The organism is Brucella daejeonensis (assembly GCF_014199265.1).
GTDB classification, from domain to species: Bacteria; Pseudomonadota; Alphaproteobacteria; order Rhizobiales; family Rhizobiaceae; genus Brucella; species Brucella daejeonensis.
Genome location: NZ_JACIJG010000032.1, coordinates 1 through 15112, shown reverse-complemented (window position 1 = coordinate 15112; position 15112 = coordinate 1). Strand labels below are relative to the sequence as shown.

Sequence of the window (15112 nt, the reverse complement as noted above, 5' to 3'; positions counted from 1 at the left end):
GCTCATGGCATGGGTCGAACGCGCCAATCGTCATGATGGCGCCGTCTTCCGCGGTAGCGATCACTGGGGCAATCTCGATCCAAAATCATTCAGCGCGCATGGCTTGCGCTCCGGTTATCTCACGGAAGCGGCGCGCAACGGCGTCCCCTGCCCGAAGCGATGCAGCAGTCGCAGCACAAATCCGTCTGTCAGGCGCACGTTACGTGCAACAACGCTGAACGGTCCCGGGGTAAAGCCGCGCGGCTGATCGTTTGAGTTTCCGCGATCGGCAGCTTGGTTCGCGCCGGCACCTAGCCGTTATTGTTATTTCAAATCCCAAGCTTTGCGCCAGGTTGCAAATTCCGAAGGGCGGATCTGGTAACGAGCGAAATTACCTTCGTGCAGCCCTGTCAGTTCGGCTTCAGCAATCTCGATGAAACGTTCGCGGTCCGCCGGGACAATCCGTTCTGCCGCCCAGACAACGATGCGTAACGCCGCTTCCTGACGTTTGAGGTTGCCCCGAACAAGAGCAGCAACAAGTTCACGCAGTTCATCTCGATAGCGAAGCCTGAATGGATCGGGTTCGCCCAGCGACTGGCGGGCGGCAGCGTAACGGGCCGCTGAACGTTCATAGGCCCATAGAAACAGATCCTTGAGGAGGTCAACCCGGTTCAGTTCATAAACGCCCAGCACCGCTTCGGTATAGGCCAGCCGCGGCACTTCAGCGAAGGAAAGCGGCGAGAGATTATTTTTGATAAACGGGATATTCGCGGCAAGGCGGGATACACGTTTGTTCACATCATCGAAGGGTTGAAGATAGGGCAACTGGACCATGACAAAGAATGCCTGTTCGAACGGGTCGATGATGGCTGCCGCTGTGGCCAGAATCTGATTAAAAAATTCTTCGATGAATTGGGGAACTTCCAGAGGATGGAAAGCCGAGCGTTCGATTCCAACGGCAATGTATCGCAACCTGCCGGCAGCGGAAGGATCGGGCAGCAGGTTATTTGCCAGAAGTCCGTGCAGATTAAGGATCGTGTAACGGTTGAAGCCGATCTCATCAGCCGCACTGACCAGAAATTCAATCGCATCCTTGTGGTTGAGGATCATCTGGGCTTCGAGATGAGCACGCCCATCGGCTTCCTTGCCGAACTCAATGAGGCGCCTGGTGTCGAGAAGCGAATAGGTATTGCCTTCAAGGCGGCTGGAATTCCAGGCGAGATCAATGAGAAGCCTGCCGAGAATATGCCTGGCGTAGGTTCCCGCCGGCTGCTCCGCAAATTGCGGCTGCCCAACGGACATCAGGTGAGCACGCTCCGCTTCGGTCAGATAGAAGGTGACGTTTGGGCGGTAATGATCGAGGAAGTCGCGATTATAGCCAACAGGCGTGCGTTGCTCGGGCGGCTGCCGGACATAATCACGCACGGATTTGGCCGCATCGGAAAGCGTAATGGCGAATGATTGATCTTCGCCGGGTGACGCAGTGACGGGCGTAATGTCAGGCAGGCGGTATTTCGCCCACCGACCTTCGCCTTCCTTGATGAGTCGCTTATCAGAAACCAGTCGCTTCAGACGATACTGCAACGTTCGTTGAGGAACAGGTGATGGCAGGGCACTAAGAACCTCTGATGCCGCAATCGCACGGTCATGTCGGCCGACAATTTCCTCAATCATTGTCAGGGCGTCGTCCGGAATTTGGTTCGTCATGCCGATCTTGCCGTTCTTGCGCATAGGATATAGACGCAAGAATGCGGGCTGTATGCGCAAAAAACAAGTCTATGCGCAATTATTGTTGCGCCTAACGCAGAGTTATAGGGCGAGTATCGCCCCTCACAGTGACCGCAGCGCCCAATCCGTCTCGCGCCACATCCGGGCTGAAGTCTGCTTGCCTCATTCAGAATCGGACATGCCCTGCTTGAGTTCGGCAAATTTGGCAGCCATCGTCGGGTTACCGCGCGTGAGCCGCTTGACCGTCAGGTCCTCCGCCTTGTCGTTTGCAAGTCGCAGGTTATTGGCCGACTTGTGAAGCGCGTCTTTCGTTTTCTCCAGATCCTTGATGGCTTCATCGATCCTTTTAACTGCCTCCTCAAAGCCATCTGAAGCCAGGCGCCAGTTGCGTCCGAAGGCAACTTTGAAATCATCAAGCTGGGATTCGAAATTGGTGATGTCGACGTTTTGGGCCTTCACCAACGCCAGCTCTGTCTTGTACTTGAGCGAGTTCATCGCCGCATTGCGCAACAGCGTGATGATCGGGATGAAGAACTGCGGCCGGACGACGTACATTTTCGGATAGCGATGGAATACGTCAACGATCCCGCTATTATACAGTTCACTCTCCGGCTCAAGCAGGGAGACCAGCACAGCGTATTCGCAGTCTTTCTCAGTACGGTCCTTGTCGAGCTCTTTGAGGAAGTCCTCGTTCTTCTTCCTGGTAGCCGTCACCTCGTTCTCGTTCTTCATCTCAAACATGATCGAAACGATTTCAGAACCGGCGTCGTCCATGTCGCGAAAGACGAAGTCACCTTTGCTACCGTTGCGCGCGTCATTGTCCTTTTCGAAATAAGCACGCGGGAAAGCGGTAGCACGAATGCGGTCGAACTCGGTTGCGCAGTGTTGTTCCAGCGTCTCGCCGATCATTTTTGTCGATAGCCTCGCCTTCATATCTCTCAGACGTTCGATTGCGTCGTCACGATCCTTGAGCTGCGTTTCGTACTTGTCTTTAAGGGCGGTTTCGGCAAGCTGCTTTTCAAGTGAGATCCGGGCAAGTCCATTCTTCAGTTCGTCTCGCTCTTTCTCGACCCCGCTGACAGCTTCGGTGAGGGCGAGCTTCTGTGCAAGTTCACCCGCATCGAGTTTGGCTTTCAGGCTCTGGATCTCCGCATCCTTGGCGAAGGCTGCTTTCTGCAATTCGGAAAAGAGCTTCGCCTCGGCCAGTTTTGACACAGTCCCCTGCTCGCGCCTGGCGTTTTCAAGCTCGTGCTCAAGAGCATCACGTTGTTTTTCGATGGCACTCAAAGCCTCGGCGACTGCGAGTTTCTGCGCGACTTCACCAGATTCAAGTCTGGCCTTCAATTCCTGGATTTCAAAGTCCTTGGCTGCGGCAGCCTTCTGCAATTCACTGGCGACCTTGGCCTGAGCCAGTTCAACGGCGTTCCGCTTGTCCTGCTCGGCCAACTCCAGCCGCTCATGCAGTTGCTTCTCGAAATCACTATCTCGAACCTGTTTCAGGATATCCGCATACCCAGCTTCATCAATCTTAAATGCCTTATTGCAATGAGGACAAATGATTTCATGCATGATTATTTCCTTTGGCCTTGGCGCCAATCTACAAGGAACATTCCAATAGCTGCCCGCAATCCGGAGCCATGTGAACGATTACCATCCAGTCGGTCAAGATTATTTCAGGTCACTTCAACGGACTGGGACTTTGGGGACAAAAGTGGGCAGCGTTAAAAATCAACTTAGAAGGTCGATTTCTCAAAAGACTGCACCACGGCGTTAAAGCCATCAGTAGCGACAAGAGGCTAACGTGAACGTAGCCAACTTGCAGATCGAAGGTCTTTGCCCCGCAATTAGTGCCATTACTAACGCTCTTATCGAAAAGACGTCCTTTCTCAGGTGAGAATAGGAAGAGCGCTTAAGTAGGCGGAGGCTATCACCCCTAGGCGACAATCCCTTTGTGGAAGACCTTACTCCCTCCAATCGCAAACAAGGAAACCACCCAGCGATCCAGCGCGATTTCTGAGCTGGCAAAGTTCATCGGCGAAACTAAAAAGCCATACAATGATATGTATTAAGCCCGCATGGATTCCTAATGTTAAATCTTTTCTCTGTATCGCCCTGAAAAAATGGGGACTGCCAAGAGGGGAGGGGTAGAACCTCAAACTTCTAATATCTAGAATAAAGTTCCCCGCGGGGAACTATTAGCATTTAGGGTATCAAGCGGGACCAGACATCATTGCCGCAGACTTCACGAGGTCTCAGAACTGGGAATCTTTGAAAAGTTCCCCGCGGGGAACTTTTCCTTTTCCGATCACCCCGAATCGGACTAGTTTGAAGTTGCGCAAAAAGTTCGTACTTTTGTTTTTTTGCGAAACTACATCTGGTTTTACCATTCGTTAACTCTAGTGGCGTCTAATATGTTCCAACTCAATGAGGATAAAATCGTGAATCGCCACCTGAGCAGTCTTCAGTTTATGCAGGATTTTTCGGGCAAGCTCGAAAGCGCTTTGCAGAACCTTTCAATCGCTCAGTATCCACCAGATGCGCGTCGGGAAATGCGAAAGTTTTCTTCGACGGAAGTTGCGACATTGCTAGATGTTTCGGAAGCTTATATCCGCCAAGTCGTTCAGAAAGATATCGGTCCGACGCCAGAGGTAACGTCCAATGGACGTCGCTTTTATACGTTGGAACAAGTTCTTGAACTCAGAATGATGCTTGCCTCCAAGGGACGTAAGAAATGGATGAATCCGCGACGCGCCGGTGACGAAGCCTGCCATGTAATTGCAGTTACAAATTTTAAGGGCGGTTCGAGCAAGACGTCGACGACGATTCATTTAGCGCACTATCTCGCATTAAAAGGCTATCGCGTCCTTGCTGTTGATCTCGACCCGCAGGCATCCTTAACCAGCTTACATGGAACGCTACCCAATTTTGATCCGCGCGTAGATGATACACTTTACGCAGCAATTCAGTTTGAAAATCCTCGGCCCACGAAAGAATTAATCCATCAGACGCATATTCCGGGCCTTGATGTAATTTGCGCGGGACTGGAACTGACAGAGTTTGAAACTGCCGTGGCACTTCAGATGCGCAAAAGCGGCACCAACTTCCTCCTTCGTGTGTCCCAAGCGTTGGATCAGGTCTCAGACGACTATGATGTCATCCTGATGGATTCAGCGCCGTCACTAAACTTCTTGACGCTCGCATCGCTTACGGCTGCAACGGGAGTGATAATTCCTGTGCCTGCTCATATGCTCGATGTTGACGCTACTGGAAAGTTTCTTGAGCTCGCTGCATCGTATATGCAGGTTTTGAATGATGCTGGAGCCGAAGTTGATTGGGATTTTGCCAAATTTATCATCACCAAATTCGAAGCAAACGATCACCCGCAGGCCAATATGACCGCTCTTATGCGCCAAGTTTTCGGCGAAGACCTGTTGCTGAATATGGTAATGAAATCGACAGCGGTAGCTGATGCACTTACATGGAAGCAAAGCCTCTATGAAGTACAGCGTTCACGTTTTTCCGCACCCAAAACGTATGACAGGGCGATGGAATCCCTCAACGCTGTGAATAACGAAATTGAAAAGCTGCTTTGGTCAGCATGGGGCAGAGAATGAGCCGGAAAGATTCCAAATCGATCTTCGCGAACCTTGTGAATCCGCAGGAGCAAACAGGCGAGGTAGCACCAGCAGCTTCGCCGTCGCCTCATCTTCGAAAAGTGGCGGCAGGACTTCGCCAGCTTCACGAACGTGAGGAAACGTTCGCGAAAATTCTGAAGGAGGGCGATCGCATCATTGACATCGATGTCAATGATATTGCCCCATCCCCTATTCAAGATCGTTTTGATGGCTCTTATGAAGAGTCCGCGATAGCAGAGATAGTTGATTCAATGCGAGAACGAGGACAGATCGTTCCTGGTCTAGTCCGACCATTGGACAATGGAATGCACCATTATCAGATCGTGTTTGGCCGTCGTCGTTGGAATGCTGCAAAGCAACTTGGACTGCCATTCCGGGCAGTTGTCAAGGAACTCACTGACGAGCAGGCAATAGTCTATCAAGGCGAAGAGAACACCAATCGTGAAGATCTTACCTTCCTGGAAAAGTGTCTTTTTGCGCATGAACAGGAAGCAGCAGGCTTTCGCCGTGATGTCATTTGCGCCTCGTTGTCAACGACAAAGTCTCATCTGTCTGAGATGCTACGCATCACGACTACCGTTCCAAAATCTGCATTGCTTCTCATCGGAAGGGCCCCAGATACCGGACGCAGACGTTGGCTAGAGTTTTGCCAACTTTGGAACGTGCGGTCCGATGCCCACCGTCTAATTGAACAGGCATTGGCTGGCGCGCCATCGGATCGGTTTCAGGCCGCTGTCGCTGCATTGAAACAACCTGAGGTGAAGCAAGCAAAGCAGGAAGCTATCGTTCAGCGTGAAATCCACGCAAACGGTAAATTGCTGGCAACAATTGCCCAGTCCAAGGGCGGTTCACGGGTGAGTTTTCAGAAGAATGTTCCTCAAGGTTTTCTTGACTATCTTGCGGAACGAATGCCGGAGTTGCATGCGCAGTATCTAATAGACAGGAAAGAAGGATAACGACCAAAAGAAAAAGGCCCCCAAAACGTCACCGTCGTGGAAGCCTCTCTCGGATGTGGTAATCAGAGAATCGCATTTCCATGAATCAGTGTCAAGAGTCGTAAGCGTCATTTTGGCGGGCGGATTTCTTTTGCCTTTTGAAAGGTAAGAGGAAATGCAAATATTGGAGACTGTCACGTCCACACTTTATGGGCGAATGAGGAAGTTTGCCCAGAATTCTGAACTGCCGACAACGCAGGGCAGGGGGGTAAACAGATGGGTGATCTACAAACAACTCTGTGTGGCCAAGTCTGCGCTTAATCTCAATGATCGCTGTCTCGCCGTGCTCAGTTCGCTTTTGTCTTTTCTGCCGGAAGACGAGATCAATGAGAAAAACGGCCTCGTTGTTTTCCCATCCAATCGCCAGCTTTCTCTGCGCGCCCATGGCATGCCAGAATCAACGTTGCGCCGCCATCTGGCTTCACTGGTTGAGGCCCGGATTATAGTGCGCAAGGACAGTCCGACCCGCAAACGCTACGCGCATAAGGACAACGACGGGAGGATTGAACTTGCCTTTGGCTTTTCCTTTGCGCCATTGCTTGATCGCGCGTCTGAGATTGCCAGTATTGCTGATAAGATCCTTGCGGAGCAAAAAGCTCTGAAACGACTTCGCGATGAAGTGTCCGTCATGCGAAGAGAGATTGCTTTGGCTTTTTCAGACAACATCGATGAAACTAGTAGCCTTTGTGAAAGTCTCGAAGGGCTGTTCGTTCGCTTTCGTAGTGTCGTGGACGCTATTCCTCGTCGGGCATCCCTCGATGAGTTGACAATTATCAAGGCCAATCTGGAAGCCATTTGTGATGAATTGGCTATCGCTTTGAAAAGTATGGAGATTGTTCCGGAAATGAGCGGCAGCGCCGCTCAATCTGAGCGACAGCATAATGAATCTCTAGCAGAATCCCTCTTTGAATCTCAAAATAGCAAAAAGATTGATTTGAAAGCGCCATCTTCGGAAAGAACAGTTCCTTCGATCCCCGAAAGCAAAAGCAGTATCCAGCTTTCCCCTACCATCTCGCTCGATCAGGTCCTGCGAACTTGCCCGGATATCCGCGAATATGGAGCAAATGGGGTCAGGACATGGCGAGAGCTTCATGATGCTTCACGGATCGTTTCCGGCTTCCTTGGCATAAGCCAATCCGCCTACCGCGAAGCTATGTGCTTCATGGGAGCGGAAGCCGCATCAACGGCCATTGCCTGGATTCTTCAAAAACTAGCGACCATCAATTCGCCTGGCGGCTATTTGCGATCTTTGACGCAGAAGGCAAGGGGAGGGAGTTTTTCAATCAGCCAGCTTCTGTTTTCAGGAATGAAAGCAAATGGAGGCCGTCCATGAGCAGCACCAACCCTTGAAGTGTTACGCTTAGTGTTATATATAGTTAAGGTAGATGACGGTGCGGATTTTTAAGAACACTTGGTTCGAGCGTTACGCGCGAAAGCAGAGGATCACCGATTCCGCCTTGATAGACGCGGTACGCCGTGCCGAGCGTGGCCAGATTGACGCCGATCTCGGTGGCGGTGTCATCAAGCAAAGAGTCGCTCGGGCAGGACAGGGGGAAGTCGGGCGGTTTCCGCACGATCGTCCTATATAGGCAGGAGCGGCGGGCATTCTTTGTGTTCGGCTTTGCAAAAAGTGAGCAGGCCAACATTGAAGACGATGAAGAAGTCCAATTCAAAAGGATGGCGAGGGAACTCCTTGCGCTATCAGAAGAGCAAATGGCGTTGCTGGTTGCAAGAGGGCGCTTTTCGGAGGTTGACGATGGTGAAGAAGTATAAGAGCGAAGCAATGGCAGCCATCCATGAAACTATGGAGGGCCTGTTTGAGGTCGGCGCGATCAACAAGCAGACCATGCGGGAATTTGATGATGCTTGCCTGACCGCGATTGAGCCTCTGACCCCGGATGAAATCCGCTCTATTCGCGAACGTGAACATATATCACAGCCCGTCTTTGCCCGCTACCTTAATGTGAGCAAGGGGCTGGTATCAGATTGGGAGCGTGGGGTGAAGAAGCCCGGCGGACCGGCGCTGCGGTTGCTGACAGTTGTTCAGAGGAAAGGTCTGGAAGCGATTGCCTGATTACGAAAGGAGCAATCAGACAAGCGCGGCGAAATCCGTGACCGGTTGTTCCGTTCCTCCCAATTCCCCAGCGATCAAAGATCAGACGTCCTCCTCGCAGAATCTGATCTTTTCCATAAACACCCGTCGCTCCTCCTGCGGCGGGTGTTTTATTTTGGGGAACGGGGGCAATTCGAGGAGCTGAGCTTTCCAGCCATTTGCAGAGTAACATCGAATCTGGACCACACATAGCTAGAAATTCTAATCCGTCCCCGCGTGCAGGTGGCATGCACTGGTTTAGTGATGATTACGCTACAGGAATGCGGTCATGGTGTTTGCAAACCATAGGCAAAAGCAAACGCGGTCAGATCGGCATGCATTTCAGTCACACGAGAAGGTTGTGGTAAGCTCGGAAAATTCTCGGAGAGGCTGAAAGCTCTTGTCGGAACTGTCCATACGTTTCAGGGCAAGGAAGAAGATACGGTGATGATGGTGCTAGGAGCCGATGCCGAGCACGCAGGAGCCGCTCGGTGGGCGGCGTCCAGGCCAAATATCCTCAATGTTGCGACCACACGGGCAAAGCGACGGTTTTATATTATCGGCGATCAGAAGCTCTGGGGAGAATTACGTCACTTTAAGGACGCGGCCTCTCAGTTACCGACGGTTTCAGCAGAAGGGTTTCGTGCGCAGGTCTGAGGTCAGCACGATGCGTTATTATCTTGAAATCAGTTCGCTGGATGCGCGGCGCGCATTATCAGTTGCTGATCATTTCGAAAAAGCGGCCAGAGGTTCTGGCAATTCTACATGGATCGATTTCCATACCGTGCCGAGATTCAGTTCAAAATAACCGTGCGCTACGCGGTTGCGCATGCCGCGCATTTGAATCCATGGGATATCCGCGCGGCTGGCAATAAACTCGGGATACTCTTCTCCGATCATGATGAAAGTCATCATGACGGCCCGCTGGTTCTTGATATCGAGTGTAAAGTCTTCGAATTTCATGCCGTCTGTGAAATCGATGGCCTCCTGGCAGGCTTCTCTTATATGATCCAGGTAATCGGACAGACGCAATTCCGTTTGGCTCATATGGCAACGGCCCTATTGATCACATCCTGGCGGAACTTCTCAGGTAAATCTTCGGGCGTACATACATCGGTAATCCCCCCGTTTTTAACGGGGCCCGTCAGTAGAATTCACGCGGCGATTTTCAGTTTCTGTGCGGGCGTTACGCCGCCGATGCCCATATTGGGACGTTCGTTGTTGTAGGTCCATAGCCACTGCGTGGCAAAATACTCGGTAAAACGCCGCATGACGCCGTGCAGCTCGACGTCGCCGGTTTCAATTTCTGCCAATAACTCTCCATCTCCAAACGTTGGAAATATGGTTTGAAGGCATTCAAGTAACTTCAATGGCGCTGGCGTTCGATCCGGTTCACTCATGAAATCGCCTTGCAATTATATGATGCCATTGTCAGTCCTCGTTGTTATGCGAATGCCGTCTTGTTAAATTTTCGAAAACAAAAAAGATTATCATCAGAAGCAATACGATTACGCCGCAAGCTATCGCAGTTTTGGGCCACCCATTGATCATCCCGCTAACGCCAAACGTCGTCGCTATAAAAATCGCCAGGAGAACAAATTTTCTGAGCATCGTCAGATCCTTTTCGGCGCAGTATTGAAAGTAAGTGGCGAAAGCTTTGACCTATGTTGGACTTGCGCAAGTCAACTGGATCTGGATTTCCCGATTGGCGGCCAGTCCAGGTTCGCTCGCAAGAACAAGAGACTTTGTTGCATTCTTATTGATCACGATGACGCCTTGCTGCAATACTTCTCGCACGCCTCCTATATTGATGCTGCTCATATAGGCTACCCGCGCAGAGAAACATCCGCAGTCACCAATTGGCTTGAATAATTGAAAACTGGTTTTGACTGAAATGAGGTTCGTTTTCGTCTCAGTTTCTGCGGCTTTGACCGTCACGCATGCCGCCAGTTTATTCTGAAAGGCAACGCCGCCAGTATCTGCGGCGGTGGCCGCACTGCAGAGCAATGCGGATAGAACTCCGCCATAGATCAAACCATGCATGGACGGCTCCTCGTTTATTGCGGTGGTGATTTTTTAATGCAGCTCAAAATGTCCGTATCGCAAACGGGAACTTCGGACCGCGTTGCCGGCTCATTCAACCACCGATGATACGCGCTACGAATCTCCATGTCCTTGTAGCTATAGATTTTCACCTTCTTGTCGATGCGGCTCGCCTGCAGTGCTCTCGGGGTTACAGCCATATGAAAGACCAGCTCATTGAACTGCCAGACTTTCCAGTCCTTTTGCCGCTCAATGACCCGTACATGATAATAAGGATCATCTGCTCGCTCCGGTCGTACTTTATAGACGTCGGCCCACCGCACCATTTTCGGTGAAACGGATAAGACGATACTTTCCTGCTGTTCCTGGGCCAAAACTGGAGTGATCGCAAGAACGCCAAAAACTGCCAGAGAAACGAAAGGTCTCAATAGTTTCGACATTCATTTTCTTCCATCACTTGTCCCACCCTTCATTTTGAAGCGGCCAATATTGCAGGATCTTCCAATATCTTGAATCGCTATCCATGACGAAATTCGCTGATCTCCAAAGTAAGATGAGGATCTGGAAAAAACAAACGCCAATTTCTGCCGAACGATGTTAATGGATATTCAACAATAATCCAGCACATATGGCTCGGCAAAGCAGATATCGGCGTAGAATGCCCGTCTGGCTCTTCACACATTTTGGCTAATTTTGAGATGTGGCGAGTATTGAGTAAGATCATCCGTATGAGTATTGATTCTCTACCGCCAGACAGATCGGCGACCTTGTTATGGCAATCAGTTGTACCGGTCACAGCAGCAGTCATCGTCGTTCTTGTCGCCTCGCAAATCCCCTTGCCTGGTATCGATACGTCTGTACTGGCCGAGCAGGCGATTTACTCTCCTAACGGAGCGCTGGCGCGTTTCTCAATCTTCGCGCTTGGGATCATGCCCCTCTTCACTGTGCTTGCCCATGTGGAAATTGCGAAACTGGTCTTTCCCTCTTTGGCGCGTTGTCAAATTGCCTTTTCGGGAAATGTTTTTCGGATTAGCGTAGTCATCAAGTCCATTGTCCTCCTTTTTACTGCCATCCAGGGATACGGCATGATGAGCGCGCTGGCGGCCATGGACCTCGTGGATCGATCTCCTGGAGCGACGAGTATCGGGATCGTATCATTCGTCGGCACTACCGCAGTGCTGATCTGGCTAAACGACATCGCGCGCTTCCCCAATTTGGGCAATGGCGTCTGGTTGCTTCTGGCGATTCCGCTTCTCTGCGCGTTACCGCTTGATCTCTACACGTCAATCGAATTGACGCGCTTTGGCGCGGTTTCCGCCATGGACTGGCTGATCGCCACCCCTGTCATCCTTCTGGCCGTTTGGATGATCGTTGTCGCCAACGCACTGTTATCAGGAAAGGGTGGTGAAGCAGCGCCAACACTTTCGCTGACGGTTCTGCTCTGGCCACCATTTCTCGCCAGTACCGTTGCCGGCTATTTGTTCATCGTCCCGCTGATCTTCGCCCCGGAGTTGTTTTCCGACGCGTCCTGGCTGCTGAACCTGGCAGCTCTGGCACTGTCCGCCATCCTCATCCCGCTTTTCGTCTACGGCTATTATCGACTCATTTCGATCGTCCAGTCTGAGATGACGCGTGGCGACATCAGATCGATCCTAGTTGTGGTCGTTGGCGTTCAAATCCTGGTATGCATAGGAATGGGCATTCTGAGACAGGCTACATCTTTTTCGTTCATTCCCAGTGGCGGGATGCTGATCGTTTGCGTCACGGTCCTGCTGGCTTTCAGATCGCTGCTGGACGAATGCTGCGGGGTGGGCGCGTGACAGGTATCGCAAGGATCATATTGGGATTTGCCTTGTCACCTCTTGCATCGGGCGTATTGAACATGATCCTCATGGGAGGCTTTCGCGGCTTCCCGATCATTATGTTCAGCTATCCACTCGCATTGATGTTCGGAATACCTGCATTCTTCGTTGCCCGATATCTTGGGTGGCTGAGCTTAAGGGCTGTGCTCCTTGGCGGTGCCGGACTTGGGTTATTCGTGTGCTGTGTGATGGTCGCGCTTGATGGCGGATATCACGGGCGCCCTTCGCCGATCATTCTTGGCTTTGCAGCGATGGCGGCTCACAGTGCCGTTGTCGCAGGGCTGTTCTGGTTCATCGCCTTGTGGCCGCGCAACGAGCATAAAGCTCCACCTTCAGGACCACAGAATTGATTGCAGAAATTTTTGCTACACATCGCCGCTCTCGGAAACTCAAATTTAGGAATGCCCAAAAACTATGAAGCCCCCCTTCTCAACTGCCTGTCTGATTGCGATATTACTAACGGCGAGCGCTCCGTCCTGGGCTGACACTGTTGAAACGTCTGTTCAGTGGCCTGCTGCCGGTTTCGTGGACACCGAGTTAAGGTGCTGCCGATGAAACTGGAGCGCATGAATGCAACGAAGGAAGTTCAGCCGCGAATACAAGCTTGAAGCGGTGAAATTGATACGAGAGCGCGGCGTCAGTGTTGCACAGGCCGCCCGTGATCTGGATGTTCATGAGAATGTCCTGCGCAAATGGGTCAGGGAATATGGTTCCGACCCCGCGCAGGCTTTTCCTGGCCACGGACAGATGAAGCCCGAGCAGCTTGAAATCGAGAGGCTGCGTAAGGAAGTTGCCAAGCTGAAGGCGGAGCGTGATATCTTAAAAAAGGCCTCCGCCTACTTTGCGAAAGACGTGATATGAAGTTCGCGTTCATCGCAAAGCACCGTTCGATCTGGCCGGTGGCATGGCTCTGCGAAGCGCTGGGTGTATCGCGTTCCGGCTTCCATGCCTGGCTCAACCGTTCTCCGAGCCGACATGCCAGGCAAGATGAGGTTCTGCTCGACAAGATCAAGGACAGCTTCCAAGACAGTGACCGCACCTACGGTGCCCGGCGGGTTTGGCATGATCTTCTTGCCGAAGGCCTTTCCTGTGGTCTGCATCGTGTCGAGCGTCTCATGCACGAAAATGCATTGAGAGCGAGGCCGAGAAGACGTGGCTCGCCGAAGGATGGCGGTGAGCGCTCGGTCATCATGCCGAATGTTCTGGATCGTCAGTTTGCAGCGGACAGGCCGAACCAGAAGTGGGTGGCCGATTTTACCTACCTTTGGACGGCAGAAGGCTGGCTCTATGTGGCTGCCGTCATCGACCTATTCTCTCGCCGCGTTGTCGGCTGGTCGATGAACACCAGCATGACCTCACAACTCGTGACCGATGCCCTGATCATGGCCATCTGGCGCAGAGGCGAACCGGATGCATTGCTGCATCACTCCGACCAAGGCAGCCAATATACCAGCGAGCAGTTCCAGAGCCTCTTGGCCGATCACGGCATCACATGTTCAATGAGCCGCTCGGGAAATGTCTGGGACAATGCGGCGATGGAAAGCTTCTTCTCCTCACTGAAAACAGAAAGGACGGCACGCAAGGTCTACAGAACCCGAGACAATGCCAAAGCTGATGTGTTCGACTACATCGAGCGCTTCTACAATCCGAAGCGTCGGCATTCGACACTCGGCTATCTCAGCCCGATGGAATTTGAAAACAAGGTGGGATTAGCTTAACTCGGTGTCCGAAAAACCGGCAGCAGGCCAGCGCTTAAATTAATGTAATGGTGCTCTGAATGAAAAATAGATCTTTCATAGCTTTAATCATCGCGATTACGTTTGCTGGAATTGATGTCCCAGCACGGGCTGACGGTTTCAAAATTCACGAGCTGACGCCCATCAAGCAAGAGTTCTGGTCAATTTTCGACGCCTCCGCGCATCATGCGGAAGAACCGACTAACTTTCGGATGTCCTGCTGCGGAACAGATGACGACCAGCATTTGATGATCGCTATCGATCGCCATGTCGACGAGCAAGGGCAAGAAAACAGAACGGACGAGGGTTATCTCACAGAGCTGGACGTCAGTTCCGAAAAAATCGGGTTTAAAATCGAGAAAGTCGATGTCTCCCCTGCAGTTGGACGACTTATCCGCCTTCCGAACGTCGGTGGCCTGAAGGGGGTGAATATTTTTGTCGTGGAGGGCGGAGACAGGCTCACAATCCAGTCGGCTGCGCCGACCGAGGAGACCGCTGAGAACAATGCGCGGAAGGCCTTGGAAATAGCAAAAAGGTCCGTCATCGGGCGATGACCCGTCTATAGGCCAAGCGTATTCTTCTATTGTCTTCTGTTAAGTTTCAGCCCAACGGTCCGTACGAATATTTCATAGATAGAAAACGGAAATCAAAATCAATGTCATTTTTCGCCTGAGCACTCACAGCGCTTGCAAACGATAGGCAAATGCGAAAGCGGATAGGTCGTCATGTACTTCAGCTGCATTGTCAGCAGATCGAAGTTCGATGCGATCATCAGTGTGGGTGCAAACATCAATGATTGCCTCACCGAGGGCGAATGCGTCAAAGGAAGCCGTAAGTAGCTGGCCGCCACCTTCATTCAGGGCTTGTATCGCTTTGTAGAGCGCTTGGGCTTGAGCGTCGTTTAAAAGCATGGGCGGGTTCCGTCTGGGTATTGGCAGTGCCAATAGGGGGTCGGTTCCGGATCGGGGCGAAATGACACCCTAAGAGTTTGCGTCGATGGGCCAGAAATATTCGCCCGTCAACAGGATGTGCGCCCAGCCCA

The 15112-nt window shown here is 51.8% G+C and carries 15 protein-coding genes and 3 pseudogenes; 11 read left to right on the top strand and 7 right to left on the bottom strand.

What is annotated here, in order from left to right; genetic code table 11:
• Positions 1 to 303: 303 nt before the first annotated feature.
• Both FHS76_RS21450 and FHS76_RS21445 read right to left on the bottom strand, forming a co-directional pair.
• Positions 304 to 1710, bottom strand: coding sequence for a Fic family protein (locus tag FHS76_RS21450; RefSeq protein ID WP_210306199.1), 1407 nt, complete (start codon positions 1708 to 1710; stop codon positions 304 to 306).
• A gap of 159 nt (positions 1711 to 1869) precedes the next feature.
• Entirely contained in the window at positions 1870 to 3276 is a 1407-nt protein-coding gene (locus FHS76_RS21445) for a DUF2130 domain-containing protein (RefSeq protein WP_183658048.1), read from the bottom strand.
• 232 nt (positions 3277 to 3508) lie between these two features.
• Here FHS76_RS21445 and FHS76_RS22950 point away from each other — a divergent pair.
• The 7 genes and pseudogenes from FHS76_RS22950 to FHS76_RS21415 form a co-directional block, all read left to right on the top strand.
• Positions 3509 to 3776: pseudogene (locus tag FHS76_RS22950) on the top strand (hypothetical protein).
• Positions 3777 to 4145: 369 nt separating this feature from the next.
• Complete coding sequence (gene repA, locus FHS76_RS21440; RefSeq protein WP_183658111.1) at positions 4146 to 5321, top strand: plasmid partitioning protein RepA; 1176 nt, start codon at positions 4146 to 4148, stop codon at positions 5319 to 5321.
• Complete coding sequence (gene repB / locus FHS76_RS21435; RefSeq protein ID WP_183658045.1) at positions 5318 to 6298, top strand: plasmid partitioning protein RepB; 981 nt, start codon at positions 5318 to 5320, stop codon at positions 6296 to 6298. The genes repA and repB overlap by 4 nt, the downstream gene beginning before the upstream one ends.
• A 154-nt stretch (positions 6299 to 6452) precedes the next feature.
• Complete coding sequence (gene repC / locus FHS76_RS21430) at positions 6453 to 7670, top strand: plasmid replication protein RepC (protein ID WP_183658042.1); 1218 nt, start codon at positions 6453 to 6455, stop codon at positions 7668 to 7670.
• A gap of 52 nt (positions 7671 to 7722) precedes the next feature.
• Positions 7723 to 8110, top strand: a pseudogene (locus tag FHS76_RS21425) (type II toxin-antitoxin system RelE/ParE family toxin).
• Positions 8094 to 8411: a helix-turn-helix domain-containing protein gene (locus FHS76_RS21420; protein WP_183658039.1), complete on the top strand. Its 318-nt coding sequence runs from the start codon at positions 8094 to 8096 to the stop codon at positions 8409 to 8411. Before FHS76_RS21425 ends, FHS76_RS21420 begins: the two are co-directional and overlap by 17 nt.
• Positions 8412 to 8804: 393 nt before the next feature.
• Positions 8805 to 9086, top strand: a pseudogene (locus FHS76_RS21415) (AAA domain-containing protein); the annotation flags it as partial.
• A gap of 69 nt (positions 9087 to 9155) precedes the next feature.
• Here FHS76_RS21415 and FHS76_RS21410 read toward each other — a convergent pair.
• The 4 genes from FHS76_RS21410 to FHS76_RS21395 all read right to left on the bottom strand — a co-directional run bounded on the left by FHS76_RS21410 (position 9156) and on the right by FHS76_RS21395 (position 10912).
• Positions 9156 to 9476, bottom strand: a complete 321-nt coding sequence (locus FHS76_RS21410; RefSeq protein WP_183658036.1) for a HepT-like ribonuclease domain-containing protein — start codon at positions 9474 to 9476, stop codon at positions 9156 to 9158.
• A 107-nt stretch (positions 9477 to 9583) separates the two neighbouring features.
• Positions 9584 to 9829: a hypothetical protein gene (locus tag FHS76_RS21405; RefSeq protein ID WP_183658116.1), complete on the bottom strand. Its 246-nt coding sequence runs from the start codon at positions 9827 to 9829 to the stop codon at positions 9584 to 9586.
• 262 nt (positions 9830 to 10091) lie between these two features.
• Positions 10092 to 10472, bottom strand: coding sequence for a DUF2195 family protein (locus FHS76_RS21400; protein ID WP_183658033.1), 381 nt, complete (start codon positions 10470 to 10472; stop codon positions 10092 to 10094).
• 14 nt (positions 10473 to 10486) lie between these two features.
• Positions 10487 to 10912 carry a DUF5086 family protein gene (locus FHS76_RS21395; RefSeq protein ID WP_183658031.1) on the bottom strand — a complete coding sequence of 142 codons (426 nt, stop codon included), beginning with the start codon at positions 10910 to 10912 and terminating at the stop codon, positions 10487 to 10489.
• Positions 10913 to 11182: 270 nt separating this feature from the next.
• Here FHS76_RS21395 and FHS76_RS21390 point away from each other — a divergent pair, with 270 nt between their 5' ends.
• The 4 genes from FHS76_RS21390 to FHS76_RS21375 all read left to right on the top strand — a co-directional run bounded on the left by FHS76_RS21390 (position 11183) and on the right by FHS76_RS21375 (position 14624).
• On the top strand, positions 11183 to 12292 hold the full coding sequence (locus tag FHS76_RS21390; RefSeq protein ID WP_235992835.1) for a preprotein translocase subunit SecY: 1110 nt from the start codon (positions 11183 to 11185) through the stop codon (positions 12290 to 12292).
• Entirely contained in the window at positions 12289 to 12684 is a 396-nt protein-coding gene (locus FHS76_RS21385) for a hypothetical protein (protein ID WP_328700559.1), read from the top strand. Before FHS76_RS21390 ends, FHS76_RS21385 begins: the two co-directional genes overlap by 4 nt.
• A 220-nt stretch (positions 12685 to 12904) precedes the next feature.
• Positions 12905 to 14052 (top strand): IS3 family transposase gene (locus FHS76_RS21380; protein WP_183658027.1). Its coding sequence is split into 2 segments (ribosomal slippage): positions 12905 to 13151 and positions 13151 to 14052, totalling 1149 coding nucleotides; the frame shifts between segments, so codons are not numbered across the junction.
• Positions 14053 to 14111: 59 nt separating this feature from the next.
• Positions 14112 to 14624, top strand: coding sequence for a hypothetical protein (locus FHS76_RS21375; protein ID WP_183658024.1), 513 nt, complete (start codon positions 14112 to 14114; stop codon positions 14622 to 14624).
• 123 nt (positions 14625 to 14747) lie between these two features.
• Here the strand turns inward: FHS76_RS21375 and FHS76_RS21370 are convergent, their stop codons facing one another.
• Complete coding sequence (locus FHS76_RS21370) at positions 14748 to 14981, bottom strand: hypothetical protein (RefSeq protein ID WP_235992833.1); 234 nt, start codon at positions 14979 to 14981, stop codon at positions 14748 to 14750.
• Positions 14982 to 15112 lie beyond the last annotated feature (131 nt).

What these genes read in the sequence shown, in the direction of transcription:
- FHS76_RS21375 (WP_183658024.1), top strand. Translation starts at nt 14,112, where the DNA reads ATGAAAAATAGATCTTTCATAGCTTTAATCATCGCGATTACGTTTGCT.
- FHS76_RS21400 (WP_183658033.1), bottom strand. Translation starts at nt 10,472, where the DNA reads ATGCATGGTTTGATCTATGGCGGAGTTCTATCCGCATTGCTCTGCAGT.
- repC (WP_183658042.1), top strand. Translation starts at nt 6,453, where the DNA reads ATGCAAATATTGGAGACTGTCACGTCCACACTTTATGGGCGAATGAGG.
- FHS76_RS21370 (WP_235992833.1), bottom strand. Translation starts at nt 14,981, where the DNA reads ATGCTTTTAAACGACGCTCAAGCCCAAGCGCTCTACAAAGCGATACAA.
- FHS76_RS21450 (WP_210306199.1), bottom strand. Translation starts at nt 1,710, where the DNA reads ATGCGCAAGAACGGCAAGATCGGCATGACGAACCAAATTCCGGACGAC.
- FHS76_RS21445 (WP_183658048.1), bottom strand. Translation starts at nt 3,276, where the DNA reads ATGCATGAAATCATTTGTCCTCATTGCAATAAGGCATTTAAGATTGAT.
- FHS76_RS21405 (WP_183658116.1), bottom strand. Translation starts at nt 9,829, where the DNA reads ATGAGTGAACCGGATCGAACGCCAGCGCCATTGAAGTTACTTGAATGC.
- repB (WP_183658045.1), top strand. Translation starts at nt 5,318, where the DNA reads ATGAGCCGGAAAGATTCCAAATCGATCTTCGCGAACCTTGTGAATCCG.
- FHS76_RS21420 (WP_183658039.1), top strand. Translation starts at nt 8,094, where the DNA reads ATGGTGAAGAAGTATAAGAGCGAAGCAATGGCAGCCATCCATGAAACT.
- FHS76_RS21395 (WP_183658031.1), bottom strand. Translation starts at nt 10,912, where the DNA reads ATGTCGAAACTATTGAGACCTTTCGTTTCTCTGGCAGTTTTTGGCGTT.
- FHS76_RS21410 (WP_183658036.1), bottom strand. Translation starts at nt 9,476, where the DNA reads ATGAGCCAAACGGAATTGCGTCTGTCCGATTACCTGGATCATATAAGA.